This is a genomic window from Breznakia sp. PFB1-19, from assembly GCF_029893935.1.
GTDB classification, from domain to species: Bacteria; Bacillota_I; Bacilli_A; order Erysipelotrichales; family Erysipelotrichaceae; genus Breznakia; species Breznakia blatticola.
In genome coordinates, this window is the sequence record NZ_JARXXJ010000018.1 from 1 (window position 1) to 23,252 (window position 23,252).

24 protein-coding genes and 1 pseudogene are annotated in these 23,252 nt (G+C 33.9%); 23 read left to right on the forward strand and 2 right to left on the reverse strand.

Going from position 1 to position 23,252, the window contains the following annotated elements:
- Nucleotides 1-137 precede the first annotated feature (137 nt).
- The 11 genes and pseudogenes from M2098_RS08600 (at nucleotide 138) to M2098_RS08650 (ending at nucleotide 7,924) form a co-directional block, all read left to right on the forward strand.
- Complete coding sequence (locus tag M2098_RS08600; RefSeq protein WP_280683708.1) at nucleotides 138-386, forward strand: hypothetical protein; 249 nt, start codon at nucleotides 138-140, stop codon at nucleotides 384-386.
- A 171-nt stretch (nucleotides 387-557) separates the two neighbouring features.
- Nucleotides 558-2,059, forward strand: a pseudogene (locus M2098_RS08605) (family 1 glycosylhydrolase).
- Nucleotides 2,059-2,367: a PTS lactose/cellobiose transporter subunit IIA gene (locus M2098_RS08610; RefSeq protein WP_280683706.1), complete on the forward strand. Its 309-nt coding sequence runs from the start codon at nucleotides 2,059-2,061 to the stop codon at nucleotides 2,365-2,367. The pseudogene M2098_RS08605 and the gene M2098_RS08610 overlap by 1 nt, the downstream one beginning before the upstream one ends.
- A 33-nt stretch (nucleotides 2,368-2,400) precedes the next feature.
- Nucleotides 2,401-2,706, forward strand: a complete 306-nt coding sequence (locus tag M2098_RS08615) for a PTS sugar transporter subunit IIB (protein WP_348521598.1) — start codon at nucleotides 2,401-2,403, stop codon at nucleotides 2,704-2,706.
- Nucleotides 2,707-2,734: 28 nt separating this feature from the next.
- Entirely contained in the window at nucleotides 2,735-3,289 is a 555-nt protein-coding gene (locus M2098_RS08620; protein ID WP_280683704.1) for a PTS transporter subunit EIIC, read from the forward strand.
- 35 nt (nucleotides 3,290-3,324) lie between these two features.
- A complete protein-coding gene (locus M2098_RS08625) occupies nucleotides 3,325-3,876 on the forward strand; it encodes a PTS transporter subunit EIIC (protein WP_280683710.1) in 552 nt (183 codons plus the stop codon).
- Between the two features lie 295 nt (nucleotides 3,877-4,171).
- Complete coding sequence (locus M2098_RS08630; RefSeq protein ID WP_280683702.1) at nucleotides 4,172-5,152, forward strand: serine hydrolase; 981 nt, start codon at nucleotides 4,172-4,174, stop codon at nucleotides 5,150-5,152.
- A 73-nt stretch (nucleotides 5,153-5,225) separates the two neighbouring features.
- Nucleotides 5,226-5,603 carry a hypothetical protein gene (locus M2098_RS08635; RefSeq protein WP_280683700.1) on the forward strand — a complete coding sequence of 126 codons (378 nt, stop codon included), beginning with the start codon at nucleotides 5,226-5,228 and terminating at the stop codon, nucleotides 5,601-5,603.
- Between the two features lie 80 nt (nucleotides 5,604-5,683).
- A complete protein-coding gene (locus tag M2098_RS08640) occupies nucleotides 5,684-6,376 on the forward strand; it encodes a DUF1287 domain-containing protein (RefSeq protein ID WP_280683698.1) in 693 nt (230 codons plus the stop codon).
- Nucleotides 6,377-6,378: 2 nt separating this feature from the next.
- On the forward strand, nucleotides 6,379-7,431 hold the full coding sequence (locus M2098_RS08645; protein WP_280683696.1) for a YdcF family protein: 1,053 nt from the start codon (nucleotides 6,379-6,381) through the stop codon (nucleotides 7,429-7,431).
- A 13-nt stretch (nucleotides 7,432-7,444) separates the two neighbouring features.
- On the forward strand, nucleotides 7,445-7,924 hold the full coding sequence (locus tag M2098_RS08650) for an S-ribosylhomocysteine lyase (protein WP_280683693.1): 480 nt from the start codon (nucleotides 7,445-7,447) through the stop codon (nucleotides 7,922-7,924).
- A gap of 112 nt (nucleotides 7,925-8,036) precedes the next feature.
- On the opposite strand, the gene M2098_RS08655 is transcribed toward M2098_RS08650, so the two are convergent.
- Together M2098_RS08655 and M2098_RS08660 are read right to left on the reverse strand one after the other, a co-directional pair.
- Complete coding sequence (locus tag M2098_RS08655; protein ID WP_280683691.1) at nucleotides 8,037-8,447, reverse strand: DUF3788 family protein; 411 nt, start codon at nucleotides 8,445-8,447, stop codon at nucleotides 8,037-8,039.
- Nucleotides 8,440-9,318, reverse strand: coding sequence for an AraC family transcriptional regulator (locus M2098_RS08660; RefSeq protein WP_280683689.1), 879 nt, complete (start codon nucleotides 9,316-9,318; stop codon nucleotides 8,440-8,442). Before M2098_RS08660 ends, M2098_RS08655 begins: the two co-directional genes overlap by 8 nt.
- A 294-nt stretch (nucleotides 9,319-9,612) precedes the next feature.
- Here M2098_RS08660 and M2098_RS08665 point away from each other — a divergent pair, with 294 nt between their 5' ends.
- The 12 genes from M2098_RS08665 (at nucleotide 9,613) to M2098_RS08720 (ending at nucleotide 23,252) form a co-directional block, all read left to right on the forward strand.
- The gene (locus M2098_RS08665; RefSeq protein ID WP_280683688.1) at nucleotides 9,613-10,560 is read left to right on the forward strand and encodes a sugar ABC transporter substrate-binding protein; all 948 of its coding nucleotides are present in this window, start codon (nucleotides 9,613-9,615) and stop codon (nucleotides 10,558-10,560) included.
- The gene (locus tag M2098_RS08670; RefSeq protein WP_280683687.1) at nucleotides 10,560-11,864 is read left to right on the forward strand and encodes a sensor histidine kinase; all 1,305 of its coding nucleotides are present in this window, start codon (nucleotides 10,560-10,562) and stop codon (nucleotides 11,862-11,864) included. The genes M2098_RS08665 and M2098_RS08670 overlap by 1 nt, the downstream gene beginning before the upstream one ends.
- Nucleotides 11,857-12,537, forward strand: coding sequence for a response regulator transcription factor (locus tag M2098_RS08675; protein WP_280683686.1), 681 nt, complete (start codon nucleotides 11,857-11,859; stop codon nucleotides 12,535-12,537). Before M2098_RS08670 ends, M2098_RS08675 begins: the two co-directional genes overlap by 8 nt.
- Nucleotides 12,524-13,825: a sugar ABC transporter substrate-binding protein gene (locus tag M2098_RS08680; protein ID WP_280683684.1), complete on the forward strand. Its 1,302-nt coding sequence runs from the start codon at nucleotides 12,524-12,526 to the stop codon at nucleotides 13,823-13,825. The genes M2098_RS08675 and M2098_RS08680 overlap by 14 nt, the downstream gene beginning before the upstream one ends.
- A 141-nt stretch (nucleotides 13,826-13,966) precedes the next feature.
- Entirely contained in the window at nucleotides 13,967-14,389 is a 423-nt protein-coding gene (locus M2098_RS08685) for a PTS fructose transporter subunit IIA (RefSeq protein WP_280683682.1), read from the forward strand.
- Between the two features lie 11 nt (nucleotides 14,390-14,400).
- Nucleotides 14,401-14,892, forward strand: coding sequence for a PTS sugar transporter subunit IIB (locus M2098_RS08690; RefSeq protein ID WP_134168380.1), 492 nt, complete (start codon nucleotides 14,401-14,403; stop codon nucleotides 14,890-14,892).
- Nucleotides 14,893-14,918: 26 nt separating this feature from the next.
- Nucleotides 14,919-15,758 carry a PTS sugar transporter subunit IIC gene (locus tag M2098_RS08695; protein WP_280683679.1) on the forward strand — a complete coding sequence of 280 codons (840 nt, stop codon included), beginning with the start codon at nucleotides 14,919-14,921 and terminating at the stop codon, nucleotides 15,756-15,758.
- Nucleotides 15,759-16,595 (forward strand): PTS system mannose/fructose/sorbose family transporter subunit IID, encoded by an 837-nt coding sequence (locus tag M2098_RS08700; RefSeq protein WP_134168376.1) that lies wholly within the window; start codon nucleotides 15,759-15,761, stop codon nucleotides 16,593-16,595.
- A gap of 96 nt (nucleotides 16,596-16,691) precedes the next feature.
- A complete protein-coding gene (locus M2098_RS08705) occupies nucleotides 16,692-17,861 on the forward strand; it encodes an iron-containing alcohol dehydrogenase (RefSeq protein ID WP_280683676.1) in 1,170 nt (389 codons plus the stop codon).
- A gap of 185 nt (nucleotides 17,862-18,046) precedes the next feature.
- Nucleotides 18,047-20,926, forward strand: coding sequence for a hypothetical protein (locus M2098_RS08710; RefSeq protein ID WP_280683674.1), 2,880 nt, complete (start codon nucleotides 18,047-18,049; stop codon nucleotides 20,924-20,926).
- Between the two features lie 91 nt (nucleotides 20,927-21,017).
- Nucleotides 21,018-21,866 (forward strand): class I SAM-dependent methyltransferase, encoded by an 849-nt coding sequence (locus tag M2098_RS08715; RefSeq protein ID WP_280683673.1) that lies wholly within the window; start codon nucleotides 21,018-21,020, stop codon nucleotides 21,864-21,866.
- A 33-nt stretch (nucleotides 21,867-21,899) separates the two neighbouring features.
- The gene (locus M2098_RS08720) at nucleotides 21,900-23,252 is read left to right on the forward strand and encodes an MATE family efflux transporter (RefSeq protein ID WP_280683671.1); all 1,353 of its coding nucleotides are present in this window, start codon (nucleotides 21,900-21,902) and stop codon (nucleotides 23,250-23,252) included.

The following is a 23,252-nucleotide window of genomic DNA, read 5'->3' on the forward strand; positions in this document are numbered from 1 at the left end:
TGGGGAGTAATCTTCTCAAGTCTACAAATTATTTTCGAGGGACGAATATAAAAGCTCTTTGACAACATAATCGACTATGATAACATAATAAAAAAGTAACTACACTTTACTCAATGTAGTTACTTCATGGTTCTACCATGGGATATCAAACTTTACACAAAATTATTTACAGGCTCCAAATTAATAAGTTTCGTAAAGAAAGTACAACGATTATTTCATTAACAAATACGAAAACCAATACGATTGCACATATGTCAGACTATAATTTAAACTATTACTTGCCAGAATTGGTCGTTGGAGATGTTTTAAATCTTACAACACAAGTGCCTGTGGTCTATATGTTAGAAAGCATTGCAAAAAAAGTATACAGTTATTCAAAAGACTAGTGTTTATCGACTAAAAACGGAATTATTACAATTCTGTTTTTTTTATGTAACAAATTCCAAGCGTTTTATCTTGTTTTAATATCCCCCAAAATCGAGATTTTTTGAAAAAGTGTTGCTATGATGAAAGCGTATTCAAACGATATCGGTAATACATGTGTAAGGAGGAACGAAATGAGCAAACGCAAATTTCCTGAAAACTTTCTATGGGGTGGAGCATTAGCAGCTCATCAAGTAGAAGGGGGATGGAATGAAGGTGGAAAAGGAATCAGTGTTGCAGATGTAATGTCCGCAGGTGAGCATGGGAAAGCTCGTCAAATTACTGACGGAGTTCAAGATGGAATTTACTATCCAAACCATGAAGCTGTTGATTTCTACCATCGTTACAAAGAAGATTTACAATTCTTCAAGGAAATGGGATTTACTTGCTTGCGAACAAGTATCGCATGGACAAGAATCTTTCCATTAGGAGATGAAGAAGAACCAAACGAAGAAGGGTTACAATTTTATGACACATTCTTTGATGAATGTTTAAAGTTAGGAATTGAACCAGTCATTACCTTGTCGCATTTCGAGATGCCATACCATTTAGTAAAAACATATGGAGGATTTAGAAATCGTAAGTGTATCGATTTCTTCGTACGATTCGCTGAGGTGTATTTTAAACGATATAAAGATAAAGTTACATACTGGATGACCTTTAACGAGATCAATAATCAAACAAACTTCACAACGGATTTTGCCCCGTTTACAAACTCTGGAATTGTTTATAAAGAGGGTGAAAATCGTGAAGAGATTATGTATCAAGCTGCACACTATGAACTAGTAGCTAGTGCTAAAGTTGTAAAACTTGCACGTGAAATTAAAGATGATTTCCAAATTGGTTGTATGATTGCAATGTGTCCAATCTATCCATATTCTTGTAAACCAGAAGATATGATGATGGCAACAAAAGCAATGCAAAAACGTTTGTATTTTACGGATGTACACGTATTTGGTAAATATCCAAGAAATATCATACAATATTGGAAACGCAAGAACTTTACGATTGATTTCACGGAAGAAGATGCAAAAGATTTACTAGAGGGATGTGTTGATTACATCGGGTTTAGTTATTACAGTTGATTACATCGGGTTTAGTTATTACAGTTGTTTACATCGGGTTTAGTTATTACATGTCATTTGCGACAGCTTACCAAGAAGGTAATACGTACTATGACTATGACGAAGACTCTATGCTAGTGAAAAATCCATATGTAAAAGCTAGTAAGTGGGGATGGCAAATTGATCCAGTCGGTCTAAGGTATTCACTAAACTACTTACAAGATCACTATCGTATTCCACTGTTTATTGTGGAAAATGGATATGGTGAATACGATGAAGTTGTGGATGGTAAAATCCATGATGATTATCGTATCGAGTATCTTGATAAACATCTTGAACAACTATCGATTGCCATTGAAGAAGATGGTATTGATGTTATCGGTTATACATCTTGGGGACCTATTGATATTGTCTCAGCTGGTACTGGGGAAATGCGTAAACGTTATGGTTTTATCTATGTGGACAAACATGATGATGGAACTGGAAGTTTAGAGAGATTACGCAAAGATTCATTCTATTGGTATCAAAAAGTAATATCAAACAATTATGTAGAAAGTAAAGAGGATGTGTAATGGAAGGATTGGAATTAGTTAGTTTTCAAATTATTTCTAGTGCCGGTGGGGCAAGAAGTAAGTATATTGAAGCAATCCAAGAAGCAAAACAAGGAAACTTTGAAGCAGCTGATGCAGCAATCAAAGAAGGCCAAGAAATGTTTCAAAACGCGCATAAAGCGCATGCGAGTCTTATTCAAGAAGAAGCTGGGGGAAAAAGTGTAAATATCACATTACTATTGATGCATGCTGAAGATCAACTGATGGCATGTGACAGTTTCTTAGTTATCGCAAACGAATTTATTGATGTATATAAAAACATAAAGTAATACACCATCAGATAATGAATTAAGGAGGAAAAGATGATGAAACAAATTCGATTATTCTGTAATGCAGGAATGTCAACAAGCATGTTGGTAAAAAAGATGGAAGAGTCTGCCGCTCAACGTGGAATAGAAGTTGAGATTAAAGCATACCCACTTAATGACTTATCTGCAAAAATGGAAGAAGCAGAAATTCTATTATTGGGACCACAAGTTGGATACGAAGAAAAACGTGTAAGAGGACTTGCTGAACCAAAAGGAATTGCTGTTGGCGTTATTCCAATGGTCGATTATGGAATGATGAATGGAGCGAAAGTCTTAGATTACGCTCTTGCATTAAAATAAAAAAACGAAAATAAAAAAGGAGAATCATATGAAAGAATTTCTAAATGATACGGTCGTGCCTGCGATTATGAAATTCGTAAATACGAAAGCAATTATGGCACTTCGTAACGGTATTATTTACACAATGCCATTAACAATTATTGGATCTGTATTTTTAATTCTAGCTTGTTTCCCATACCAACCAGTGGTTGATTGGTTTGCAAGTATGAACTTACTTGACTCTATGTTTAACGTAACAGGGGCAACATTTGATATCTTAGCAATTGCTGCAGTAATCGGTATTGCTTATGAATATGTTAAAGCTGAAGGTCTACCTGCATTAAATGCTGGGATCATCTCATTTGTATGTTTCTTAATTTTACAAGACGGATCTGTATTGGATGCTAACGGAGATGCTGTTGGTGGTGTAATCAACAAAGCATGGACTGGTGGTAAAGGTATGATTTGTGCAATTCTAGTAGGATTAGTTGTTGGATACATTTACTCATGGTTTATTAAAAAAGACATTCGTATTAAAATGCCAGCTGGAGTACCTGAAGGTGTTGTAAACTCATTTACTGCATTGATTCCAGGTTCGTATTAGTTATTGGTGCATTTGCAATCTACGCTGCTCTTAAAATTGTAGGAGATACAACATTCTTAGAAACAATCTACTCATTAATTCAAACACCATTGCAAGGATTAACCGATTCAGTTAGTGGAGTTATCGTTATGGGATTAATGATTCCATTCTTATGGTTCTTTGGAGTACACGGTTCTACAATCATTGGTGGAATTATGGACCCAATCCTTACAGCTAACACACTTGATAACCAAGCAATCTTAGATGTTGGTAAAGAATTAACTTTAGGAAATGGTGGACACATCGTTACAAAACAATTCTTAGATCAATTTATGACAGTTACTGGAGCAGGGATGACAATTGGTATTGTAATCTTCTGTGTATTCTTCGCAAAATCAGCAAAAAACAAAGAAATTGGACGTATTTCATCAGTACCTGCATTATTCAATATTAACGAACCAGTATTATTTGGTTTCCCAGTTACATTGAACCCAATGCTAGTTATTCCATTTATGGCAATGCCTACAATTTCAGGGTTGATCTTATACTTCTGTCAATACATTGGAATTATTCCATTATTTGGTGGATGGCAAACCGCGTTACTATAAGGATTAATTCTAGTCTTAACATTCTTCGTTTACTTAACATTCGTTAAAGCGCAAGATAAACGAGACTATGAAGATGATCAAGCTGCTGCTAAAGCAGAAGCAAACGCTCAAGGATAATTCTCTAAAACTCTCTATAAAATAAATCAATCTAAATCTTAAACGATTAAATCAGAGGTACACATATAGTGATACCTCTTTTTTGATGAAATAAAACTTTTTAAATAGTACTTGATTATGATTTTTAATGGACTTAAGGTTAATGTAGGATATCCGAAACAAACGACAGGAGATTACAATGAATCAAAAATTTAAAGTATTAGAAGAACAAATTGTTAGTCAATATACAAATATCAAAGGTGTAGCGATAATGCATCATGATACAAGTGTCTATGAACACTATTTTCATGAAGGAAGTGCAAATGATTACTATCATATATATTCACTCACCAAAAGTATCGTATCAATTTTAATGGGGATTGCCATTGATAAAGGATACATCAAAGATGAATATGTAAGAGTAGCAGATTACTTTCAAGATATTCCAAGAAATCGACGACTATCAGCATTTGACCAGCTCCGTATAGTGGATATTCTTAAAATGGAAACGCCGTATGCATATGAAAATATCGAAGGTGTGTATGAGCAGTATTTCATAAGTGATGATTGGGTTCGTTTTACCATTGAGATGGTAGGAATGCCTCAAAATATCGGTAACTTTCAGTATGCGCCATTAATTGGACCAGATCTATTGAGTGCAATTCTTGCCAAAGCTACAGGTAAGTCAGTCCTTGCATTTGCCAAGGAAGTACTATTTAATCCTTTGGGAATCCAAGTAAAAGAAGGGATGTATTTTGATAGCGTGGAAGCACAAATGAATTTTTATCAATCGACTGATATGAGTGGTTGGGTCCATGATGGACAGGATGTATATGCAGCTGGATGGGGATTAACCTTAAAACTTATAGATTTACTAAAAATTGGAGAACTTTGCATGCATCATGGGGTGTACCATAATCAAAGAATTGTAAGTGCATCATGGTTAGAAAAAAGTACGAAACAACAAAGTTATGCAGAAAGTTTACAACTTGCTTATGGCTACTTATGGTGGGTATTAGATGAGAATGAGCGTATATACGCTGCAGTGGGTGATGGATCTAATTTGTTATATATTAATGAAAGTAAGCAGTTGATCATTGGTGTTACTGGAATGTTCACTGATCAAGCAAATGATGTGATTTCATTAGTTGCAAGTGAAATTGAACCACTGTTTACATGATGATGTCATACACAGTGGAATAAATGTCATTAACGATTTCTAAAATATACAAAATATACCGTATAATATATGTATGATGAAATTGGAGAAAAATCAGAAAATCTTTCTTGTTCCATTATTGGTTTTTGTTGTTGTTGTCACGATTATTACATCGATTTCGTTTCGCGAAAGAGAGATGCTAGCAGAAGACTTTTATGTTCCTAATATTTTCATTCAAAGTGAAAATTATTTTGAGGAAGATCCACAAGTATATGAAGTCAGTGTACCTGAAGGTTATACAACGTATGGGACAATTAAAGCTAGAGCAAAAGCGCGTACCCTAACAAACAAAGAACTATCCACAAATCACAACAAATACTACAAAGGGGAAGTGTTTGTCAGTGATGATTTACAATACGTATATGTTCAAGTGAAAAATGGAACATATGAACGTTTGGAAAGAGGAAAATAGATGCTAAAAAATGGCATCTTTTTCTTTTTCCTATGGTGTAATTTGACGCAAAGTTAAGGGAAACTGTGTATAATAGTACTATGCCAAAAAAGAAGAAACATACATGGTTTGCTAAACTGATTACGCGCTTGCTGATCCTGTTAGTAATTGCAGGAGTTATTGCAGGCTATTTTGTTTTGGATTACTATCGTATCATTCCTAGAAAAGCATATGATGCAAGTGATTTTTATTTTGAAGAAATGTTAAGTGAAGTTGATTATAATCACAATGGAGTCGATGATTTTAGTGATATCGTAGTTGGTGCAAAAGCAGATGCAAAAAAGCATCCAACCTATGTGGAAGCCTATTATACTGATGCATATCCACCTGATGATGAAGGAACTAATGGAGATGTTGTATGGCGAGCATTACAATATGCTGGATATGATTTGAAAGAATTGATGGATATAGATATTAAGGAAAATCCATATCAATATCCTAATGCAGAAGATCCAAACATTGATTTTCGTTTAGTAAGTAACCAAAGAAAATTCTTTGAACGACACATTACAAGAATTGATGCACCAATTGAAGAAATCGGAAGTTGGAATGCAGGGGATATCGTCTTTTATGAAAATGGATCAGTTGCAATATTAAGTGACATTCGTAATAAAGATGGATATCCCTATTTAATTCATAATGATGGTCAACCGGTACGTGAAGAGGATACATTCATTCGGTATGCAAACAAAGGTATTGTTGGTCATTATCGATGGGAAATGGAGGATAAGTAAGAATGCAATCATATATTTATATAGTTACACTTGTTGTAATTGTATTATTTCTTGTGTCATGGATGATTGATAGAAGAAAAATTACAAATGGATTTCTTTTTAATGTTGCCATAGGATGCACATGTATTAGTTTTGTATCTTTTGGCGAACAATACGCAATACCTGTAATAACATTTATAGGTTCTGCAGGTTTACTATTTATCTTTGCATATCTTTCTGTTGGTATTATTGCTTTAATGATTGTTTCAATTATTAATGGAGTGATTCTTATCTTTAAGGAAGGTAGAGGATTGATGAATCTATTTGTCCTAGTATTTGGGATTGGTATTTTTATCTTACTTATTTTGGGATCAATTCGTTTTCAGGACCCAAGCATTACTAAAATTCAACAAGCAATTGTTATGTATAGTGGGTTTGTGATTGTATATTTTCTGATTCATCTTGCCAACTACTTTATGTCTTCATTATTGTATTCAGTATATAAACCACGATTAAATAAAGATTATATTATTGTTTTGGGGGCTGGACTAATTAATGGTGAGACACCTACACCATTACTGGCTCGTCGTATTGATAAAGCATTAAGTTTATATTTTTCACATGTAAATAAAAAGAAAAATCGTAAGATTCCAAAACTTATTATGAGTGGTGGACAAGGTAGTGATGAAAAAATAAGCGAAGCAGATGCAATGGCAACTTATGCTAGAGAACACGGTGTACCACGTGAAGATATCATAATTGAAAACAAAAGTAGAAATACAAAGGAAAATATGATGTATTCAAAGATGAAGATAGAGGAACGAAGTAAAGGTAAGTATGAAGTAGTATTTGCAACAAGTAATTACCACGTCATGCGTTCAAGTATACTTGCTCGAAAAGTTGGACTAAACGCTCAGGGGATTGGAAGTAGAACGCCTTTCTACTTTTGGTTTGGTGCTTCACTTCGCGAGTTTATTGCGATATTATATATGTACAAATGGGCACATATTATAGTTTTAGGACTTGGATTAATTGGTGTGACAACCCTATATGTTATTGAAATGTTTTTTGTATGATAAAGGAGTAATAATGAAAAAGATAGAAAGTTTTCAAGTAGATCATAGAAATTTAAATCGAGGCATTTATGTTTCAAGAAAAGATTATGTAGGTAGTGAAGTACTTACAACATTTGATATTCGTATGACATTACCAAATCGTGAACCTGTAATGAATACAGCTGAGATTCATACACTAGAACACTTAGGAGCAACATACTTACGTAATCATGAAACGTATGCAGATCAAACAATTTACTTTGGTCCTATGGGATGTCGAACTGGTTTTTACCTTATTTTAAAAGGTGATTTGGAAAGTAAAGATGTTGTTGAACTTATCACTGATTTATTCACGTTCATGGCAAACTATGAAGGTGATATTCCTGGTGCTGACGACTATTCATGTGGAAACTATTTAGATTTAAACTTAGTAGCTGCAAAGTGTTGGGCAAAACAATACTTGGTAGACACATTAGCAAATCTAAGTGAAGAACACTTAGTATATCCAAAATAGAGTGTGTATGCATTGTTTTGCAGTTTATATTTATGAATTAAGAAAAACCTACTTTATCCAAAATTTGGAAAAGTAGGTTTTTTGCTTAAATGTATCTTGGTCATGTGTATTTCTAAACTTTACATTTATATTCGACCAACTGATAAATATCAGGTAAAGACTTTGAGTTTACTACTTTTATTTTTAGTGAAGTGAATTTACTTTCATCATTTTGAGACTGTAATAATTCTTGTTTGAATATTTCTGCGATATTTAGATCATAGACACCTTGAGTAGTTTTTTTGTTGAAGTGAAAGGCAACAAGAAAATAGTCACTCATTGCTTTTCCCCAAAATATAGTTTTCTTTTTGTGAGTAGCTTTTGCAAGCCAACCCCCATCTTTGTAAAAACGCCATTCAAAATTTACATTAAAATCAGATAATTTCTCTGTTAATTCTTTATATGCTAGAAAACTGTCTTTCAGTACAATTTTAAGATTATGATCCGTTGGTTCTATATTTTTGTCTTTTTTAAAATCAATCATTACGGACCCTCGCTTGTTGTTTATTTTTTATTGGCAACCAATATTCAAGTATGGTTCGTTTACCTTCTATATATGTATGAATAGCAATATCTGGTCCATTATCATACTCATATCCACTTGTAGGTAACCACTCATAAATGATACGATTTCCGATAATTTGCGCTTCTTCTGGAGTTTTACCTTCATAGGAGAAAATTGCCCATGTATAAGACTCAACTGTATATTCGTCTAGTTGCGTATGAATAGGTTTATCAGTTTCAACCGCAAGCATATATTTCCAATTTTCTGTATATGTATCAGGTATCATTACTTCTAATATATTCGAAGAATCTCTATTTGTTAATTGTATCAGTGTTTGAATTGTGCCATCCTTTTCGCACTTTTCCCATATTTGTTTGACAGGTTCATCCATGCTTTTAAATTCACCATGAAGATCAATAGATGATCCAATTACACGAAACGCTTTTTTGCTTTCGATTCTGAAATCTAAACTTTCTGTTCCTTGTATACTCATTTGAAAGGTTAGTGCAGGATATGATTTTACAAGTACTCCTTCATTTTTAACTAAGGATGGTGCAATTCCGTGAACACTTTGAAAGGCACGGTTAAATGCAGTTGGCGAGTTATATCCATATTTCAAAGTAATATCTATGATTTTCATATCTGTGTTTTTCAAATCAACTGCTGCTAAAGACATTCTTCTACGACGGATATACTCGGATAGTGAAATTCCTGTCATATAAGCAAATATTCTTTGATAATGATATGTTGAACAATTCGCTACTTTAGCAATCTCTTTAGTATGTAAAGAATCAGTAATGTGCTCTTCAATATAGGCAATCGATGCATTCAAATTTTCTATCCACTCCATAAATGAACTCCTTTTTCTATATGTCTAATTATAAACTGTTGCATACGCTTTGTCCGCTCTTCTAGCATAATTATTAGAGAGCATATATACGATGTAAGATGAATGGTTTGAGATGGTTAATTACATTTATAGGGTAGACTATAAGGTTTAATGGTTTTTATAGTTGATGTGTATAAAAGATTAGTAACTATTTTTGTGACATTTGTCAGTAGCGTATGTGACATAAATTAGGTATGATTAATATAAGTTAAAACGAATAAAATAGGGGAAAACAGTATTAATGTAGGTGTGACTATGAAATATAAGAAAATCATAGCAAGTTTTGTGACTATCGCTATATGTCTTACAACGATTGGATTTGTGTATAGGGAATATAAAAAGCCAACAACACGAAACCTTGTTTTTGGTGTGAGTTATATGACGATGAATAATCCATTTTATGAAGTGATCAATAATGAAATGCGTAAGGTCATCGAACAAAATGGTGATGTTTTAATAACTCTTGATCCAGCACTACATGTAGATAAGCAAAAAGAACAAATTCAATATTTTATTGATGCAAAAGTAGATGGTATTTTTATTAACCCTGTAGATGCTGACTCAATTGATGAAGAACTACTTGCAGCAAGTAAAGCAGGAATTGCAATTGTCGCAGTTGATGCTCCTTTGCTAAATGAAGATGTTGTTGATGTAACTGTAGTATCAGATAATTATGATGCAGGTGTTCAATGTGCGAATGATATGATGTCCAAAATGGAACATGCAAATATTATTTTGCTTAAACATACAGCTGCCCGTTCTGCAAAGGATCGTATTGATGGATTTCTAGCAACGATTGAAGGTCATGAGAATTATAAAGTTATAAATGAAAGAGAATGTGAAGGACAACTAGAACGTACAATGCCAATGATGGATGAGATGTTAAAAGAAACTCCTGATGTACAAGTAGTGATGGCATTAAATGATCCAAGTGCACTTGGGGCAATCGCAGCACTTGAAAGCAATCAAAGAAGCGACGTGAAAGTTTATGGAGTTGATGGAACACCAGATGTAAAATCATTATTAATGAGTAATGAAATGGTTTTGGGAACCGTAGCACAATCTCCAATTACTTTAGGTAAAGCTGCTGCCAAGCAAATGTATATGTGTTTACAACATAAAGAGGAAAAGTTAATTGTTGTTCCTGTAACTCTTATCACAAAGGATAACATTCATAATTTTGATGAAAAAGGGTGGCAATAATGAAACGTAATTATTTCACTTCACTGTCGACCATACGGAATATCATGGCAGTTCTTAATTTTATTATTGTCTTATTTTATGCATCTAATTATTTACTTGGCACAAAATACATTGTTGATAATCAAATGGCACGAGAATTTTTGGACCGTATTACCTATATTCCTAAAAATCCAGTTTTTCTATATTTTGGGTCTTTATTGTTATATTTTGTTTTAATCGGATTTATGTATACAAGAACATATTACAAGAAGCAAAAGAAGAACCACGCATTATATAATATTGCATTAGTTGGTGTCAGTTTTGCATTAATATACATGTTAAACATGGGGTATAATGGAGTCTTGTTTTTAGTGTTCTGTGATTCGATATATCATATGAAGTACAAATTTTCACGTGGTTTACTAGTATCGCTTATTATAATCTTTTTGCTCACAAACTATGATATCTCATCGATGTTTCTAAAGATGAGTTCACCTTCTGCATACTTTGCAATTTATGAAGCAAATGTTAGAAGTGTATTGATGATTCTAAAAAATATTATGGAAACATTTAACTTACTTTTGTTTATAAGTTTTATCATTGTGTATATTGCAAATCAAATCCAGGAAAATGAACGCATTGCGCATGAACTAGATATGATTCATCAAGTGAATCGTGAATTGACAAATTATTCACTCGCAATTGAGAAGGTCGGTGAGAATAATGAACGTAAACGCTTGGCACGTGAGATACATGATACATTAGGTCATGCACTTACAGGTATTGCTGCAGGGATTGATGCATGTATTGCAATGATTGATATTAATACAGAGCAAACAAAAAAGCAGTTACATATAGTGTCCAAAGTTGTTCGTCAAGGAATTGGAGATGTTCGTAACTCACTTAATAAACTAAGACCAGGAGCTTTAGAACATCAAAATCTAAAAGGTGCAATTGAGCAAATGATTGAAGAGGTTACAGGAGTATCACATTTGCAAGTAGATTTACACTACGATTTAGAAAATATCGATTTTGAAAAAGCCAAAGAAGATGTATTGTTTCGTATTATTCAGGAAAGTATTACCAATGCGATGCGCCATGGTGGAGCTACCAAAATAGATATTCATTTATACCAAAAGGAAAATTTCGTCTATATGGATATGCAAGATAATGGAATTGGTTGTAAAGAAATACAATATGGATTTGGATTACGGCAGATGATGGAACGTGTTGTTATTATTGGTGGAGAAATTCACTTTGATGGAGCAAATGGATTTCTTACAAAAGTAAAAATCCCAATTCAAAAAGGAGAGCATTATGATTAAAGTACTCATTGCAGATGACCAAGAGTTAATTCGCGAATCACTTTCAATAGTTTTAAAAACACATGAAGACTTAGAAGTCATCGGAGTTGCTTGTGATGGATTGGATGTCTTAGATCAATTGCAACATAAACAAGTAGACATCATTCTTATGGATATTCGAATGCCAAATATGGATGGTGTGGTTTGCACAAAAGAAGTGAAAACGTTATACCCTGATACCAAAATTATTATACTTACAACATTTGATGATGATGAGTTTGTTTTCAGTGCGCTTGCATATGGTGCAAGTGGATACTTACTTAAAGGAGTAGGAATGGATGAACTCTATCATGCGATATGTACCGTGAATCAAGGGGGAGCAATGATCAATCCAGATATCGCAACAAAAGTTTTTGGTGTGTTTTCTAAGATGTCCCGAAATAATTATGTTATTCAAGTAGATGAAACGAATACCAAAGATATCGCAAAACCGGAATGGCGAGTCATTCAACAAGTTGCATTTGGTTTATCAAATAAAGAAATTGCCGCAAAACTATATTTATCTGAAGGAACTGTAAGGAATTATCTAAGTTCGATATTATCCAAGCTAAATCTTCGAGATCGCACCCAGCTTGCCATTTGGGCAGTTCAAAATGGATATACACTAAAGGATTTTGATGATGAAGAATCGTAAACTAAAGCTATTACTTGTTTTTGCATTACTTGTTGGTGGTGTAGTTTTCACAGTTTATACATACAATCAACCAATCGTAGTTCGTTTAGGTATATTTGCAGGAAGTAACTGGGATGTACCAAGTGGGAAAACATATGAAGTGATCGATGAGGCAATCGCAGCATTTGAAAAAGAAAATCCCAATGTACAAATCGAATACGACAGTGGAATCTTGAAAGAGGATTACTCTTTATGGTTATCGAACCAAATTGTGCAAGGAAATGAACCAGATGTGTTTGTCGTGTTGAATGAAGATTTTAATACGTTTAGTTCATTAGGCGTTCTTAAAAACTTGAATTCATTAGTAGAGGAAGATCAAAGTTTTGATACAAATAAATACTACAAAAGTGCACTAGATTTCGGTGTTTATCAAGAAAAACAATATGCATTACCATTTGAAAGCAATCCAACACTAATGTTTGTGAATAAAACGCTATTAGAAAAAGAAGGTATAGATATACCAAGTAATGAGTGGACACTTGATGAACTATATACAATTGCAAAACAGGTCACAAAGGATGTGGATGGAGATGGGAAAGTTGATCAGTATGGTTGTTATGACTATGATTGGTTAGATTCGATGTTTGCACATTCTGTAGAACTGTTTGATGAAGATGGACAAGAGTGTTATGTTGGTGAAGACCGTGTAAAAGAATCGATTATCTATGCAAAGAAACTAATGGATTTACATCAAGGAGAGACACTTACCGCAGAGGACTTTGATAAAGGAAAAGTTGCATTTTCACCGATGCAACTCTCACAATATCGAACCTATAAACCATATCCATGGCGAGTTAAAAAGTATTCAAATTTTGAATGGGATTGCTTAAAAATGCCTTCTGTGGATGCAAACAGCGGAAATTCAGAAACATCAACGATGCTATTAGGAATGTCATCAAGAACTAGTCATGAAGATGTCGCTTGGAAGTTTTTGAAAAAGTTATCCTATGATGAAAATACACAACTGCATTTAATTAAAAACTCACAAGGGATTTCACCGCTTAGATCTGTAACGGAATCCAGTGAAACCATTGAAGCCATTCAAATTGAGAATGAAGAAGGAATGGTAAATTTAAGTATGTTAACGGATGTCATGGAAGATACAGCTTCACATAGTCAATTTAAAAAGTATGAGTCTAGTCGAGCACTTATTGATACAAGACTACAACAAATTATGATGAATAGTGAAGATATTGATATTGCACTCATTCGACTACAAAAGGAAATCAATAAATATTTAAAAGAATAGTATGGCGAAACGCTGTGCTATTTTTTTGTGACAAATGTCATTTTTAATTGTGAAAAACTCATAATAAAATCGTGACAATGTGCAGATGGAATGAAAGGGCTTTCTTGATAAAATGCAAGTGTAATAGAAATGAGGGACAAGATGAACTACTTGATTATGGTATCTCATGGGCAGTTTGCTAGTGGATTAAAAAATGCACTAACAATGCTTGTTGGAGATAAAGAAGAGTGTCTAGCAATCGGACTAGAGGATGGAAAAGGAATTGATGATTTCACTGTATTAATGAAAGAAGCAATTCGTGATATTCATCCAGAAGATGCAATTGTATTAGCTGGTGATTTAATTGGTGGCTCACCTTTAACTACAGCAATGAACATATTAAGTGAATATGGATTGAGTCAAAATCTTGTTGTTATCGGAGGAATGAATTTACCTTTAGTATTAACAACTGCATTGATGAAAGATACATATCATGGACAAGAATTAGTTGATCAAGTTTTGCAAGAAGCAAGTGCAGGATTACGACAATTCTCATTTGTTGTAGATGAAGAAGATGACATTTAGGAGGTAAAAAAATGGCAGTTACATTTATTAGAGTAGATGACCGTATGATTCATGGTCAAACTTGTACACGTTGGGCTCTTGAATACCCATGTGATGGCTTAATTGCAGTTAATGACAAAGCAGCAAATAACGATATTTTAAAAGCAGCATATAAATCAGCAAGTGGAAAAAAGACATTTGTTTGGACAATGGAAGAATTTGAAAAGAAATGTCAAAAGGTATTAGAAAGCGATACAAAGTATTTCTTGATTTGTAAGGATCCAGTTGATATGAAACGAATCTTGGTAGATTTAGGTTTTCAACCAGGTATCAACAATGTAATTGTTGGACCATGTAATGATCGAGAAAATGCAGTTAAATTAGGAAATAATCAAAGTATTACACAAATAGAAGCAGACTGTTTAGAAGCAATAGAAAAAGCAGGATATGCAGTAGAGTTTTCGCTACTACCTGATGTATCTATTGGTGCATGGTCAAACTTTAAAAGTAAATTTGGTTATTAATAAAGAAAGAAAAGAGGGTTTAGAGTATGGAAATTAGTTGGTTACAAGCGGCTATACTTGGTTTATTTGCCTGTTTATCAAGTATGCCAGGACTAGGAGGAACATCTTTTGGTAACTACACACTGGGAAGACCATTAATTGGTGGTTTAGTGTGTGGAGTTGTATTGGGAGATATTCAATCAGGAATTTTAGTTGGGATTGCGATGCAGTTGGTGTATATTGCACTCGTAACGCCAGGAGGGACAGTATCTGCAGATGTACGTGCAGTTAGTTACATTGGAATTCCGCTAGCGATGATCGCATTAAAAAGTTATGGATTAGATGCAGCATCTTTAGATGGACAATCACTTGCAGCATCATTTGGAACCATGGTTGGAACATTAGGGACTGTATTATTTTATGGGACTGCAACCATTAACCTTGTATGGCAACATATTGGATGGAAGTCCGTCGAAGATGGAGATTTAAGTAAATTAAATTTAGTAAACTATGTATTACCATGGATTTCTCATATTATTTGTTCATTTATTCCCGTATTAATTATGTGTAAAATGGGTGCACCAATGGTTGATCTAATTAAAGAATATTTGCCAATGGATGGACTAGCAATGAAAACACTATTTACAGTTGGGTCACTTTTACCTTGTGTAGGGATTGCAATTTTATTAAAACAAATTGTAGTAAAAGCATCAGACTTTGTAATGTTTTTCCTTGGGTTTACGTTAGCTGCCTCATTAGGAATTAACTTAGTTTCAGCTACAGTAATTGCAGGAACATTTGCAATTATCAACTACCGCATCAAAATGGTGATGATTACCAAAAAAGCATCAGGAAGTATTGATGAAGATGATGAGGAGGATATTTAGATGAATAAGAAGATTTCAAAAAAGACACTAACAAAGTCTTTTCATAAATGGTACTACGGTAACTTAACGTGTTTCTCACAAGAACATATGCAAACATTTGGATACTTATGTGCTATGTTACCAATTGTTGAAGAATTGTATGATACAAAAGAAGAACAATTAAAAGCGATTCATACGTATACTGCATTCTTTAATACAGAACCTCAATTAGGGGCAGTTATTGTTGGGATTACAGCTGGTCTAGAAGAAGCGCGTGCTGCAGGAACAGAGGATGTAGATGATGAAGCAATAAATGGTCTACGTGCAGGGCTTATGGGACCAATCGCAGGAATCGGAGATTCATTAGTAGTTGGAACTGTAATTCCAATCTTACTTGGTATTGCAATGGGGATGTCAACTGGGGGATCACCACTAGGTGCAATATTCTATATTATTGTTTGGAACTTATTTGCATATTTTGGGATGAGATTTATTTTCAATAAAGGATATGATTTAGGTGGAAAAGCAGTTGAATTCTTAGTTGGTGAAAAAGGTGAGGCGATTCGTGAATCTATCACAATGCTAGGAGCTATTGTTATTGGTGCTGTAGCAGCAAGTTGGGTATCTGTTAAAACTGCATTTACCATGACTGCAGCTGGAGCAGAAGAACCTTTCTTAGTACTACAAGATACATTTGATAGTGTATATCCAGGATTCTTATCAGCTGGTGTGATTGTATTCTGTTGGTATTTACTAGCAAAGAAGAAAATATCACCATTAAAAGTTATGTTGTTATTGGTTGTCATTGCTTTTATTGGAGTGCTTATCGGATTCTTCGATCCAAATTTACAATACTAAACGAAAAAGTGTTTTGTCTTTATGGCAGAACATTTTTATCTTCATAGAATATCAAGAACATTTATTCTATAATGAAGATATAGCGAGGTGAAACATATGAAGAATTTTACGTATTATGTCCCAACGAAAATCCATTTTGGAGAAAATCAAATTCAACACTTGCCTGAAGAAGTCGCAAGTGTTGGTAAACGCGTTCTACTTGTGTATGGTGGAGGTAGTATAAAAAAACTAGGACTGTATGATAAGGTCTATAGTTTATTATCTGATTGCACGATTGTGGAGTGTAATGGAATTGAACCAAACCCACGCATTGCATCTGTGCGAAAAGGTGTAGAACTATGTAAAACACATAATATTGATGTAGTTCTTGCTGTCGGAGGAGGTAGTGTACTTGATGCATCAAAAGCAATTGCAGCAGGAGCTTGCTCTGATGAAGATGCATGGGAACTAATCTTAGATGCAAAAAAGATTAAAGCAGCTTTGCCTATTATTTCTGTACTCACATTAAGTGCAACAGGAAGTGAAATGGATCAAACAGCAGTTATTACAAATCCAGAGACAAAAAGTAAAAAAGGGTTTGCCAATGATTTACTATTTCCAAAAGTTAGTATTTGTGATCCAACATATACCTATACTGTAAATGCATTTCAAAGCGCATCAGGTGTAGCAGATATCATGTCACATATCATGGAAACATTTTTCCATCATGAAGCAGGATGTGATATTTCTGACCAAGTAGCGATTGATTTGTTGAAAACATGTGTAAAGTATGGACCAGTATTACTAGATGAACCAAATCATTATGAAGCACGTGCAAACATTATGTGGGCGTCAACATGGGCAATCAATGGATTTTTAGTGTCAGGTCCAGGGAAGAACTGGAGTTGTCATGCAATGCAACATATTTTAAGTGCATACTATGATGTAACACATGGTGCAACACTCGCATTATTAGAACCAGCTTGGTTATCTTATATATTGAATGATACGAACAAAGATCGTATTGCACGCTTTGCAAGAGAAGTATTTAATGTAGAAGAAGAAAACACGTACAAGTGCGCACAAAAAGGAATTCAAAAGTTATATGAATTTTTCACTGTTACAATGAATCTACCAAAGAATTTTGCAGAATTAGGTATTCCAAGTGATGCAAATTTTAAAGAACTTGCTGAAGAGTGTGTTAAGGCACGCCCAGGTGGTAGAATTAGTGGATACGAAACACTAGAAGCAAATGATGTGTTTGAAATCTATAAGCGTTGTTTCTAAGCAAGAAATGAAATAAATGTCAAGGCTATGTATGTAAAAATGCATAGCCTTTTATACGTATGAATGGCAAGTACTTATAGTAGTTATTTGTTAAGTTTTCGTTATAATTTATACACTGTTTTGTACAATCTATTTGTATAAAACGCTATTTTGTGTATGTGTGATTTTAGAAAGAGGAGAAAATGATGAGAAAACTAAAAACGTACTTTTATGCGGTTTTTATTGTTGTGATTGTTTCGATATCGATAGTGCCAGTACAAGGGACTTTAAAAAAACAAACAATTACTTTAAATCGAGAACCTGCTGTTCAAAACAATCAAATATCTTATGATAAGGAATATGAGCTAGGAAGTGCAACCGAGTTTATGGAATTACAAGATATTATCAATGATGCAGTTGTTAATGATTACATATCAATAAAAGTAAATGTAATTGATCAAACTGCAATTATGTCCAAGATGGTGAATATTGACAGTTCAGAATTAAAACATGTGATGATTGATACTACAAACTTTGCAATGATCATTCAAAACGAACTTCAAGTTAAAGGAAATGTCGTATTTGATTATGAGGGAGAACATGGAGTAAGTGTACACTTACCAGAAGGGGTTCAGACGGCTGTAAATATCAGTAATTCTGCTAAAGTACGTCTTTTGCATGTGCAAGGATTTGAAAACTACATACAAGCAAAATCCATTCAATTTGGAGTTCAACTATATGATGATGCGCAAGCAACAATAGAAGGTGATGTTTCATTTTTTTGGCAGGCTGCACATTTTACTGATAATACAAATACAACATATCTTGAAGTAAAGGGAAGCATTCATGACTGTAACTACGGTATTAGTGCTACAGATAATGTACCAGGAGAAAGAGCTCGAGTTTTAGTTCATGGAGATGTTTCGAGTGAAGCTTTTGTTTTTGACTTTAGATGCTCTTTTGATGTAGAAATACTTGGTGAAGCAAAAGTCAATTCTGGAGTGCTTATGAGTGTATATGGTGATGATATTGATATCAGAATAAAAGCAAAACAGCTATATAGTGTAAATGATACCGAGCGTATTCGTTTTAATGGAAACAATATTACACTAGATTTAGACTTAGAAATGTATACTAAGAGTAGATTCGAAATAGAGTTTGAAGATGAAAGTCATTTGATACTATATGGAGATTTTATTGGTAGCAAAGCTGGTTCATTAATTGAAGTAGAAGGTGAAGGAAGCTTAACCTATGCTGGAACAATGATAAATCAAAAAGGGAGTACACTAAAAGCAAATGGTGTTGATGTAATACTTGAAAATGAAAGTGTCTTAGTTGGTGTAGGAAATACACAAGAAGATATAATTCAAGCGAAAAGTGTTACAAACAATGGTGTCATTGTTGCTGTAGATGAAGAAAATAAAAGTGAAAAGACTGAGAATTCGCAAGATGGAGTGAATGTATTTGGAACAAATGCAAAAGATGTTGTATGGAAAAAACAAGCAGATGGAAGTATGTGGTTAACATATAAAGATGTTCCATTGATGAAAGAAAAAGAAGTAATTCCACAAAACATCGGAGAATATAGTATTGGATTCGGTGATGAATATGAATATCATTCAATTCAAGAAGTGCTTGAAGCTACAAAATCACTAAATTATACAGATACTGTTATTAAAGTATGTAGTCCAAATATGGTGGAACAAGAACCGATAGTTTTAGGAGATTATGAATCAATATATCCTTCTTTGGGATACCAAACGAATGTAAGTGTTGATACTTCAAAATATAAGTATGAATTACACAGTGTTCTACATGTTTATGATAACTATCGTTTTACATATACAGGCGATCACGGAGTGGATTTAGTGTATAAAAATAAAGATGGCTTTGAACATGTATATGCCACAGCAAATGCATATATTGAAGTACATCATATCGATAGTCAAAATTTTAGTGTGGATCAAGATGAATTGGCAGTTGCAATCACAGCAAATCAAAAAGCAAATGTAGTTGTTAATGGATCTGTTTCAAATGCTTTAGTAGGTGCCTTTATCCAAGATGAATCACATGTAGAAATTTTTGGTAATATTGGTGCAATAGAAACGGTTGTTCATATTTCAGATGATTTCGATCAAAGTATGCCTAGTATACATATCCACGGTAACATCACAGCTGCAAAATTGGGTATATTTGCTTGGGGAAATGTAAGAGTAGAAGTTGACGGAATCATATATACTAGCGACTGTAGCGCAGTCGAACTTGCTGGTAATAATACTAATGGTTATGTTTCTATAGGTGGTATAGAAAGTAAAACAAATGAAGAAGTTTATGAAGCAGACATTCATGTGTTTGATTACATGCCTGACACAAATGTAAATATTGAAATAAAAAATACAATGAAACAACCAATTACGGTTTTAATTGATGGTGATGCAAAACTTTGGACAAAAGGACAATGGATAGGTCAAACAACAAAACCATTAGTTGAAGTTGATGGAGAAGGTGAATTCATTGTAGAAGATGGAATCATCAATACAGCTGGACTCGCACTTTTGGCAAGTGATACATCATCTATCAAAATTGAAAAAGATGGCTATCTTATTGGAAACGGAAGTACACAAGAAGATGTTATTGATTGTCTAGATACACAACTACAAAATGAAGGAACCATTATTGCGTGGGATGGAAACGCAGAAAACCTTAAGCATGATACAAGTACAGGATTAACTGTATTTGGAGAACATGCAAAGAAAGTGACATGGTTTATTGATGAAGCTGAAAACGTACATCTAGCACTAGATGGACAACCAATTCTTTTGGTGAAAGAAGGAGAACTTGTGGTTGAGCAACCTTCAGATAAACCAACAAGTCCAAATGTTGAGAATCCATCAACTCCAAATACTGAAAACCCAGCAAATTCAAATACGGATAATTCAGTAAATTCATCAACTACGAAAGAAACAAATACACAAAAGCATTCACCTGATACAGGAGATGTGAGTGATGTATTACACTTTATGAATTTGCTGATTATTACAGGTGCAGGTATTTTGATGATTCTGATTTTAAAGAAAAAGAAATAGTATTTGTAAAGATATCGTAAAAATTATAAATTTTTAGTTAGAAATGACGGAGATGATGGAAACATCATCTCTTTTACGTTAAAATGTAAGTATGAAAAAAATTGTTGAAGTAGCACATAAGTTTATTGCTGAGCATCAAGACTTAGACATCGCTGTTGACTTCACTTGTGGAAATGGGTATGATACGAAATTTCTAAGTGAGTGTTGTCATCAAGTATATGCCTTTGATATTCAAGAAGATGCAATAGCAAAAGCGAAAACGATCGCCCAACGAAGCAATATTGAATGGATTTTGGACGATCACGCAAACGTAGATCAACATGTGGGTGCTTTTGATGTGGGTGTGTTTAATCTGGGGTATTTACCAGGAGGAGATGAAAGTATAACAACAAATGCGGATTCCGTGATTACGGCTTTAGATAAAGCCTTACAAATTGCGCATAAGCCAGCATTAATTATTATTGTTTTATATCCTGGATTTGAGCATGGGAAAAAAGAAGCAAAAGCAATCGAGGCATATGTTGAGAAACTTGATAGTAAACACTATGATGTTTCCATTCTTAAATTATTAAATCGCAAAGATGCACCTTACATTATTTCTATTGATGTAAAAGGTGAAGATGAAGCAGTACCATTTACGATACCGTTCCATCTTATAATCGGGGATACACGTTATAGTTTATCTAAAACGTTTGTAGAGTTTAATAAACTTGATTCATATGATGTGCAAAAAGTAATGTATAAGGATTTACTTTCTGTAACTTATGTTGATCAAAAACGTTTAAGCTTTACATTACCTTCTAATGATACTGTGACATTAGATACAAGCATGGTAAAAAAAGAAGTATTAAAAGATATTTATATGTGTATGTATCTAGTAAGAAAACGTAATGGGATAAACGAAGAACTACAAAGTGAAATCCAATTAGAGAATTGCTAGTACAATTGTTCAAGTCGGTGTATAATATCGAGTATGAAAAAAACACCGAGTCATTACTTTTTTGATAATATTCAATTACGGCAACTGATCCTACCTTTAATGGTGGAACAGTTGCTTTCTATTTCCGTTGGAGCCATCGACACCATCATGGTATCTTCAGTTGGTGAAAATGCAGTAAGTGGACTTGCTTTAGTAGAGACAATTAATATTTTACTAATTAATATCTTTGCAGCACTTGCGACAGGTGGAGCAGTTGTGGCAAGTCAGTACCTTGGAAAGAACAATGATAAAAAAGCAAGAGAAGCATGTAAACAACTATTATTTGTAGCAACCGGTATTGCGATTGTTGTTGCTGTGCTTGTCATTGTTTTTGAAGGAAGTATCTTACGGACAATCTTTGGTGATGTGGGTAAAGAAATTATGGAACATGCAATGGTGTATTTCTTTATATCTGCATTAGGATATCCTTTTATTGCTCTATATAATGGTGGAGCAGCAATTTTTAGATCGATGGGGAACTCACGGATTTCAATGCGTACTTCCTTATTGATGAATGGGTTAAATGTTTGTGGGAATACTCTCTTTATCTTTGGTTTTGGTTGGGGAGTTGCAGGAGCAGCATTATCTACATTGTTGAGTCGTATCATTGGTTCTATATTAATCACTAGACGATTAAATGATGATAGTCTACCACTATATGTGAAACATCTAAAAGATTATCGTTTTGATTGGCAAATGGTGAAGCGTATTTTAAGTATTGCAATTCCATCAGGATTTGAAAATGGGATTTTCCAAGGTGGAAAAATCATTGTGCAATCACTAGTTTCTACATTTGGTGCAGCAAGTATTGCAGCGAATGCGGTTATTGGAAACTTTAGTTCGTTTATGATCGTACCTGGAGCAGCCATTGGACTTGCATTAATTCCAGTAGTTGGACGATGTGTAGGTGCAAATGATTATGACCAAGCCAAATTCTATATTCGAAAACTCATGGGATATGCCTATGTAACAACGGCAGCATCATCGTTGCTGTTTGTCGTTTTAAAACAGCCAATGTTTCAACTCTATTCATTAAGTAATGAAACGATGAGAATTGCAGATGTACTAATTATGATGATGGCAGTAGGAAATATTGTACTTTGGAATATGGCGTTTGCGTTTCCTAATGCACTTCGTGCTAGTAATGATGCCAAATTCACAATGGTGGTTTCAATTATCTCAATGTTTACATGTCGTGTATTCTTAGCTTATTTCTTGACTGGATTTTTCCATTTACGAATTGAAGCAGTATATATTGGAATGTTAGTTGATTGGCTACTGAGAAGTACATGTTTCTATTTGCGATATCGTAATGGGAAATGGATGAATCGAAAACTTATAACCTAA

What these genes read in the sequence shown, in the direction of transcription:
- M2098_RS08600 (WP_280683708.1), top strand. Translation starts at nt 138, where the DNA reads ATGGGATATCAAACTTTACACAAAATTATTTACAGGCTCCAAATTAAT.
- M2098_RS08610 (WP_280683706.1), top strand. Translation starts at nt 2,059, where the DNA reads ATGGAAGGATTGGAATTAGTTAGTTTTCAAATTATTTCTAGTGCCGGT.
- M2098_RS08615 (WP_348521598.1), top strand. Translation starts at nt 2,401, where the DNA reads ATGATGAAACAAATTCGATTATTCTGTAATGCAGGAATGTCAACAAGC.
- M2098_RS08620 (WP_280683704.1), top strand. Translation starts at nt 2,735, where the DNA reads ATGAAAGAATTTCTAAATGATACGGTCGTGCCTGCGATTATGAAATTC.
- M2098_RS08630 (WP_280683702.1), top strand. Translation starts at nt 4,172, where the DNA reads ATGAATCAAAAATTTAAAGTATTAGAAGAACAAATTGTTAGTCAATAT.
- M2098_RS08635 (WP_280683700.1), top strand. Translation starts at nt 5,226, where the DNA reads ATGATGAAATTGGAGAAAAATCAGAAAATCTTTCTTGTTCCATTATTG.
- M2098_RS08640 (WP_280683698.1), top strand. Translation starts at nt 5,684, where the DNA reads ATGCCAAAAAAGAAGAAACATACATGGTTTGCTAAACTGATTACGCGC.
- M2098_RS08645 (WP_280683696.1), top strand. Translation starts at nt 6,379, where the DNA reads ATGCAATCATATATTTATATAGTTACACTTGTTGTAATTGTATTATTT.
- M2098_RS08650 (WP_280683693.1), top strand. Translation starts at nt 7,445, where the DNA reads ATGAAAAAGATAGAAAGTTTTCAAGTAGATCATAGAAATTTAAATCGA.
- M2098_RS08655 (WP_280683691.1), bottom strand. Translation starts at nt 8,447, where the DNA reads ATGATTGATTTTAAAAAAGACAAAAATATAGAACCAACGGATCATAAT.
- M2098_RS08660 (WP_280683689.1), bottom strand. Translation starts at nt 9,318, where the DNA reads ATGGAGTGGATAGAAAATTTGAATGCATCGATTGCCTATATTGAAGAG.
- M2098_RS08665 (WP_280683688.1), top strand. Translation starts at nt 9,613, where the DNA reads ATGAAATATAAGAAAATCATAGCAAGTTTTGTGACTATCGCTATATGT.
- M2098_RS08670 (WP_280683687.1), top strand. Translation starts at nt 10,560, where the DNA reads ATGAAACGTAATTATTTCACTTCACTGTCGACCATACGGAATATCATG.
- M2098_RS08675 (WP_280683686.1), top strand. Translation starts at nt 11,857, where the DNA reads ATGATTAAAGTACTCATTGCAGATGACCAAGAGTTAATTCGCGAATCA.
- M2098_RS08680 (WP_280683684.1), top strand. Translation starts at nt 12,524, where the DNA reads ATGAAGAATCGTAAACTAAAGCTATTACTTGTTTTTGCATTACTTGTT.
- M2098_RS08685 (WP_280683682.1), top strand. Translation starts at nt 13,967, where the DNA reads ATGAACTACTTGATTATGGTATCTCATGGGCAGTTTGCTAGTGGATTA.
- M2098_RS08690 (WP_134168380.1), top strand. Translation starts at nt 14,401, where the DNA reads ATGGCAGTTACATTTATTAGAGTAGATGACCGTATGATTCATGGTCAA.
- M2098_RS08695 (WP_280683679.1), top strand. Translation starts at nt 14,919, where the DNA reads ATGGAAATTAGTTGGTTACAAGCGGCTATACTTGGTTTATTTGCCTGT.
- M2098_RS08700 (WP_134168376.1), top strand. Translation starts at nt 15,759, where the DNA reads ATGAATAAGAAGATTTCAAAAAAGACACTAACAAAGTCTTTTCATAAA.
- M2098_RS08705 (WP_280683676.1), top strand. Translation starts at nt 16,692, where the DNA reads ATGAAGAATTTTACGTATTATGTCCCAACGAAAATCCATTTTGGAGAA.
- M2098_RS08710 (WP_280683674.1), top strand. Translation starts at nt 18,047, where the DNA reads ATGAGAAAACTAAAAACGTACTTTTATGCGGTTTTTATTGTTGTGATT.
- M2098_RS08715 (WP_280683673.1), top strand. Translation starts at nt 21,018, where the DNA reads ATGAAAAAAATTGTTGAAGTAGCACATAAGTTTATTGCTGAGCATCAA.
- M2098_RS08720 (WP_280683671.1), top strand. Translation starts at nt 21,900, where the DNA reads ATGAAAAAAACACCGAGTCATTACTTTTTTGATAATATTCAATTACGG.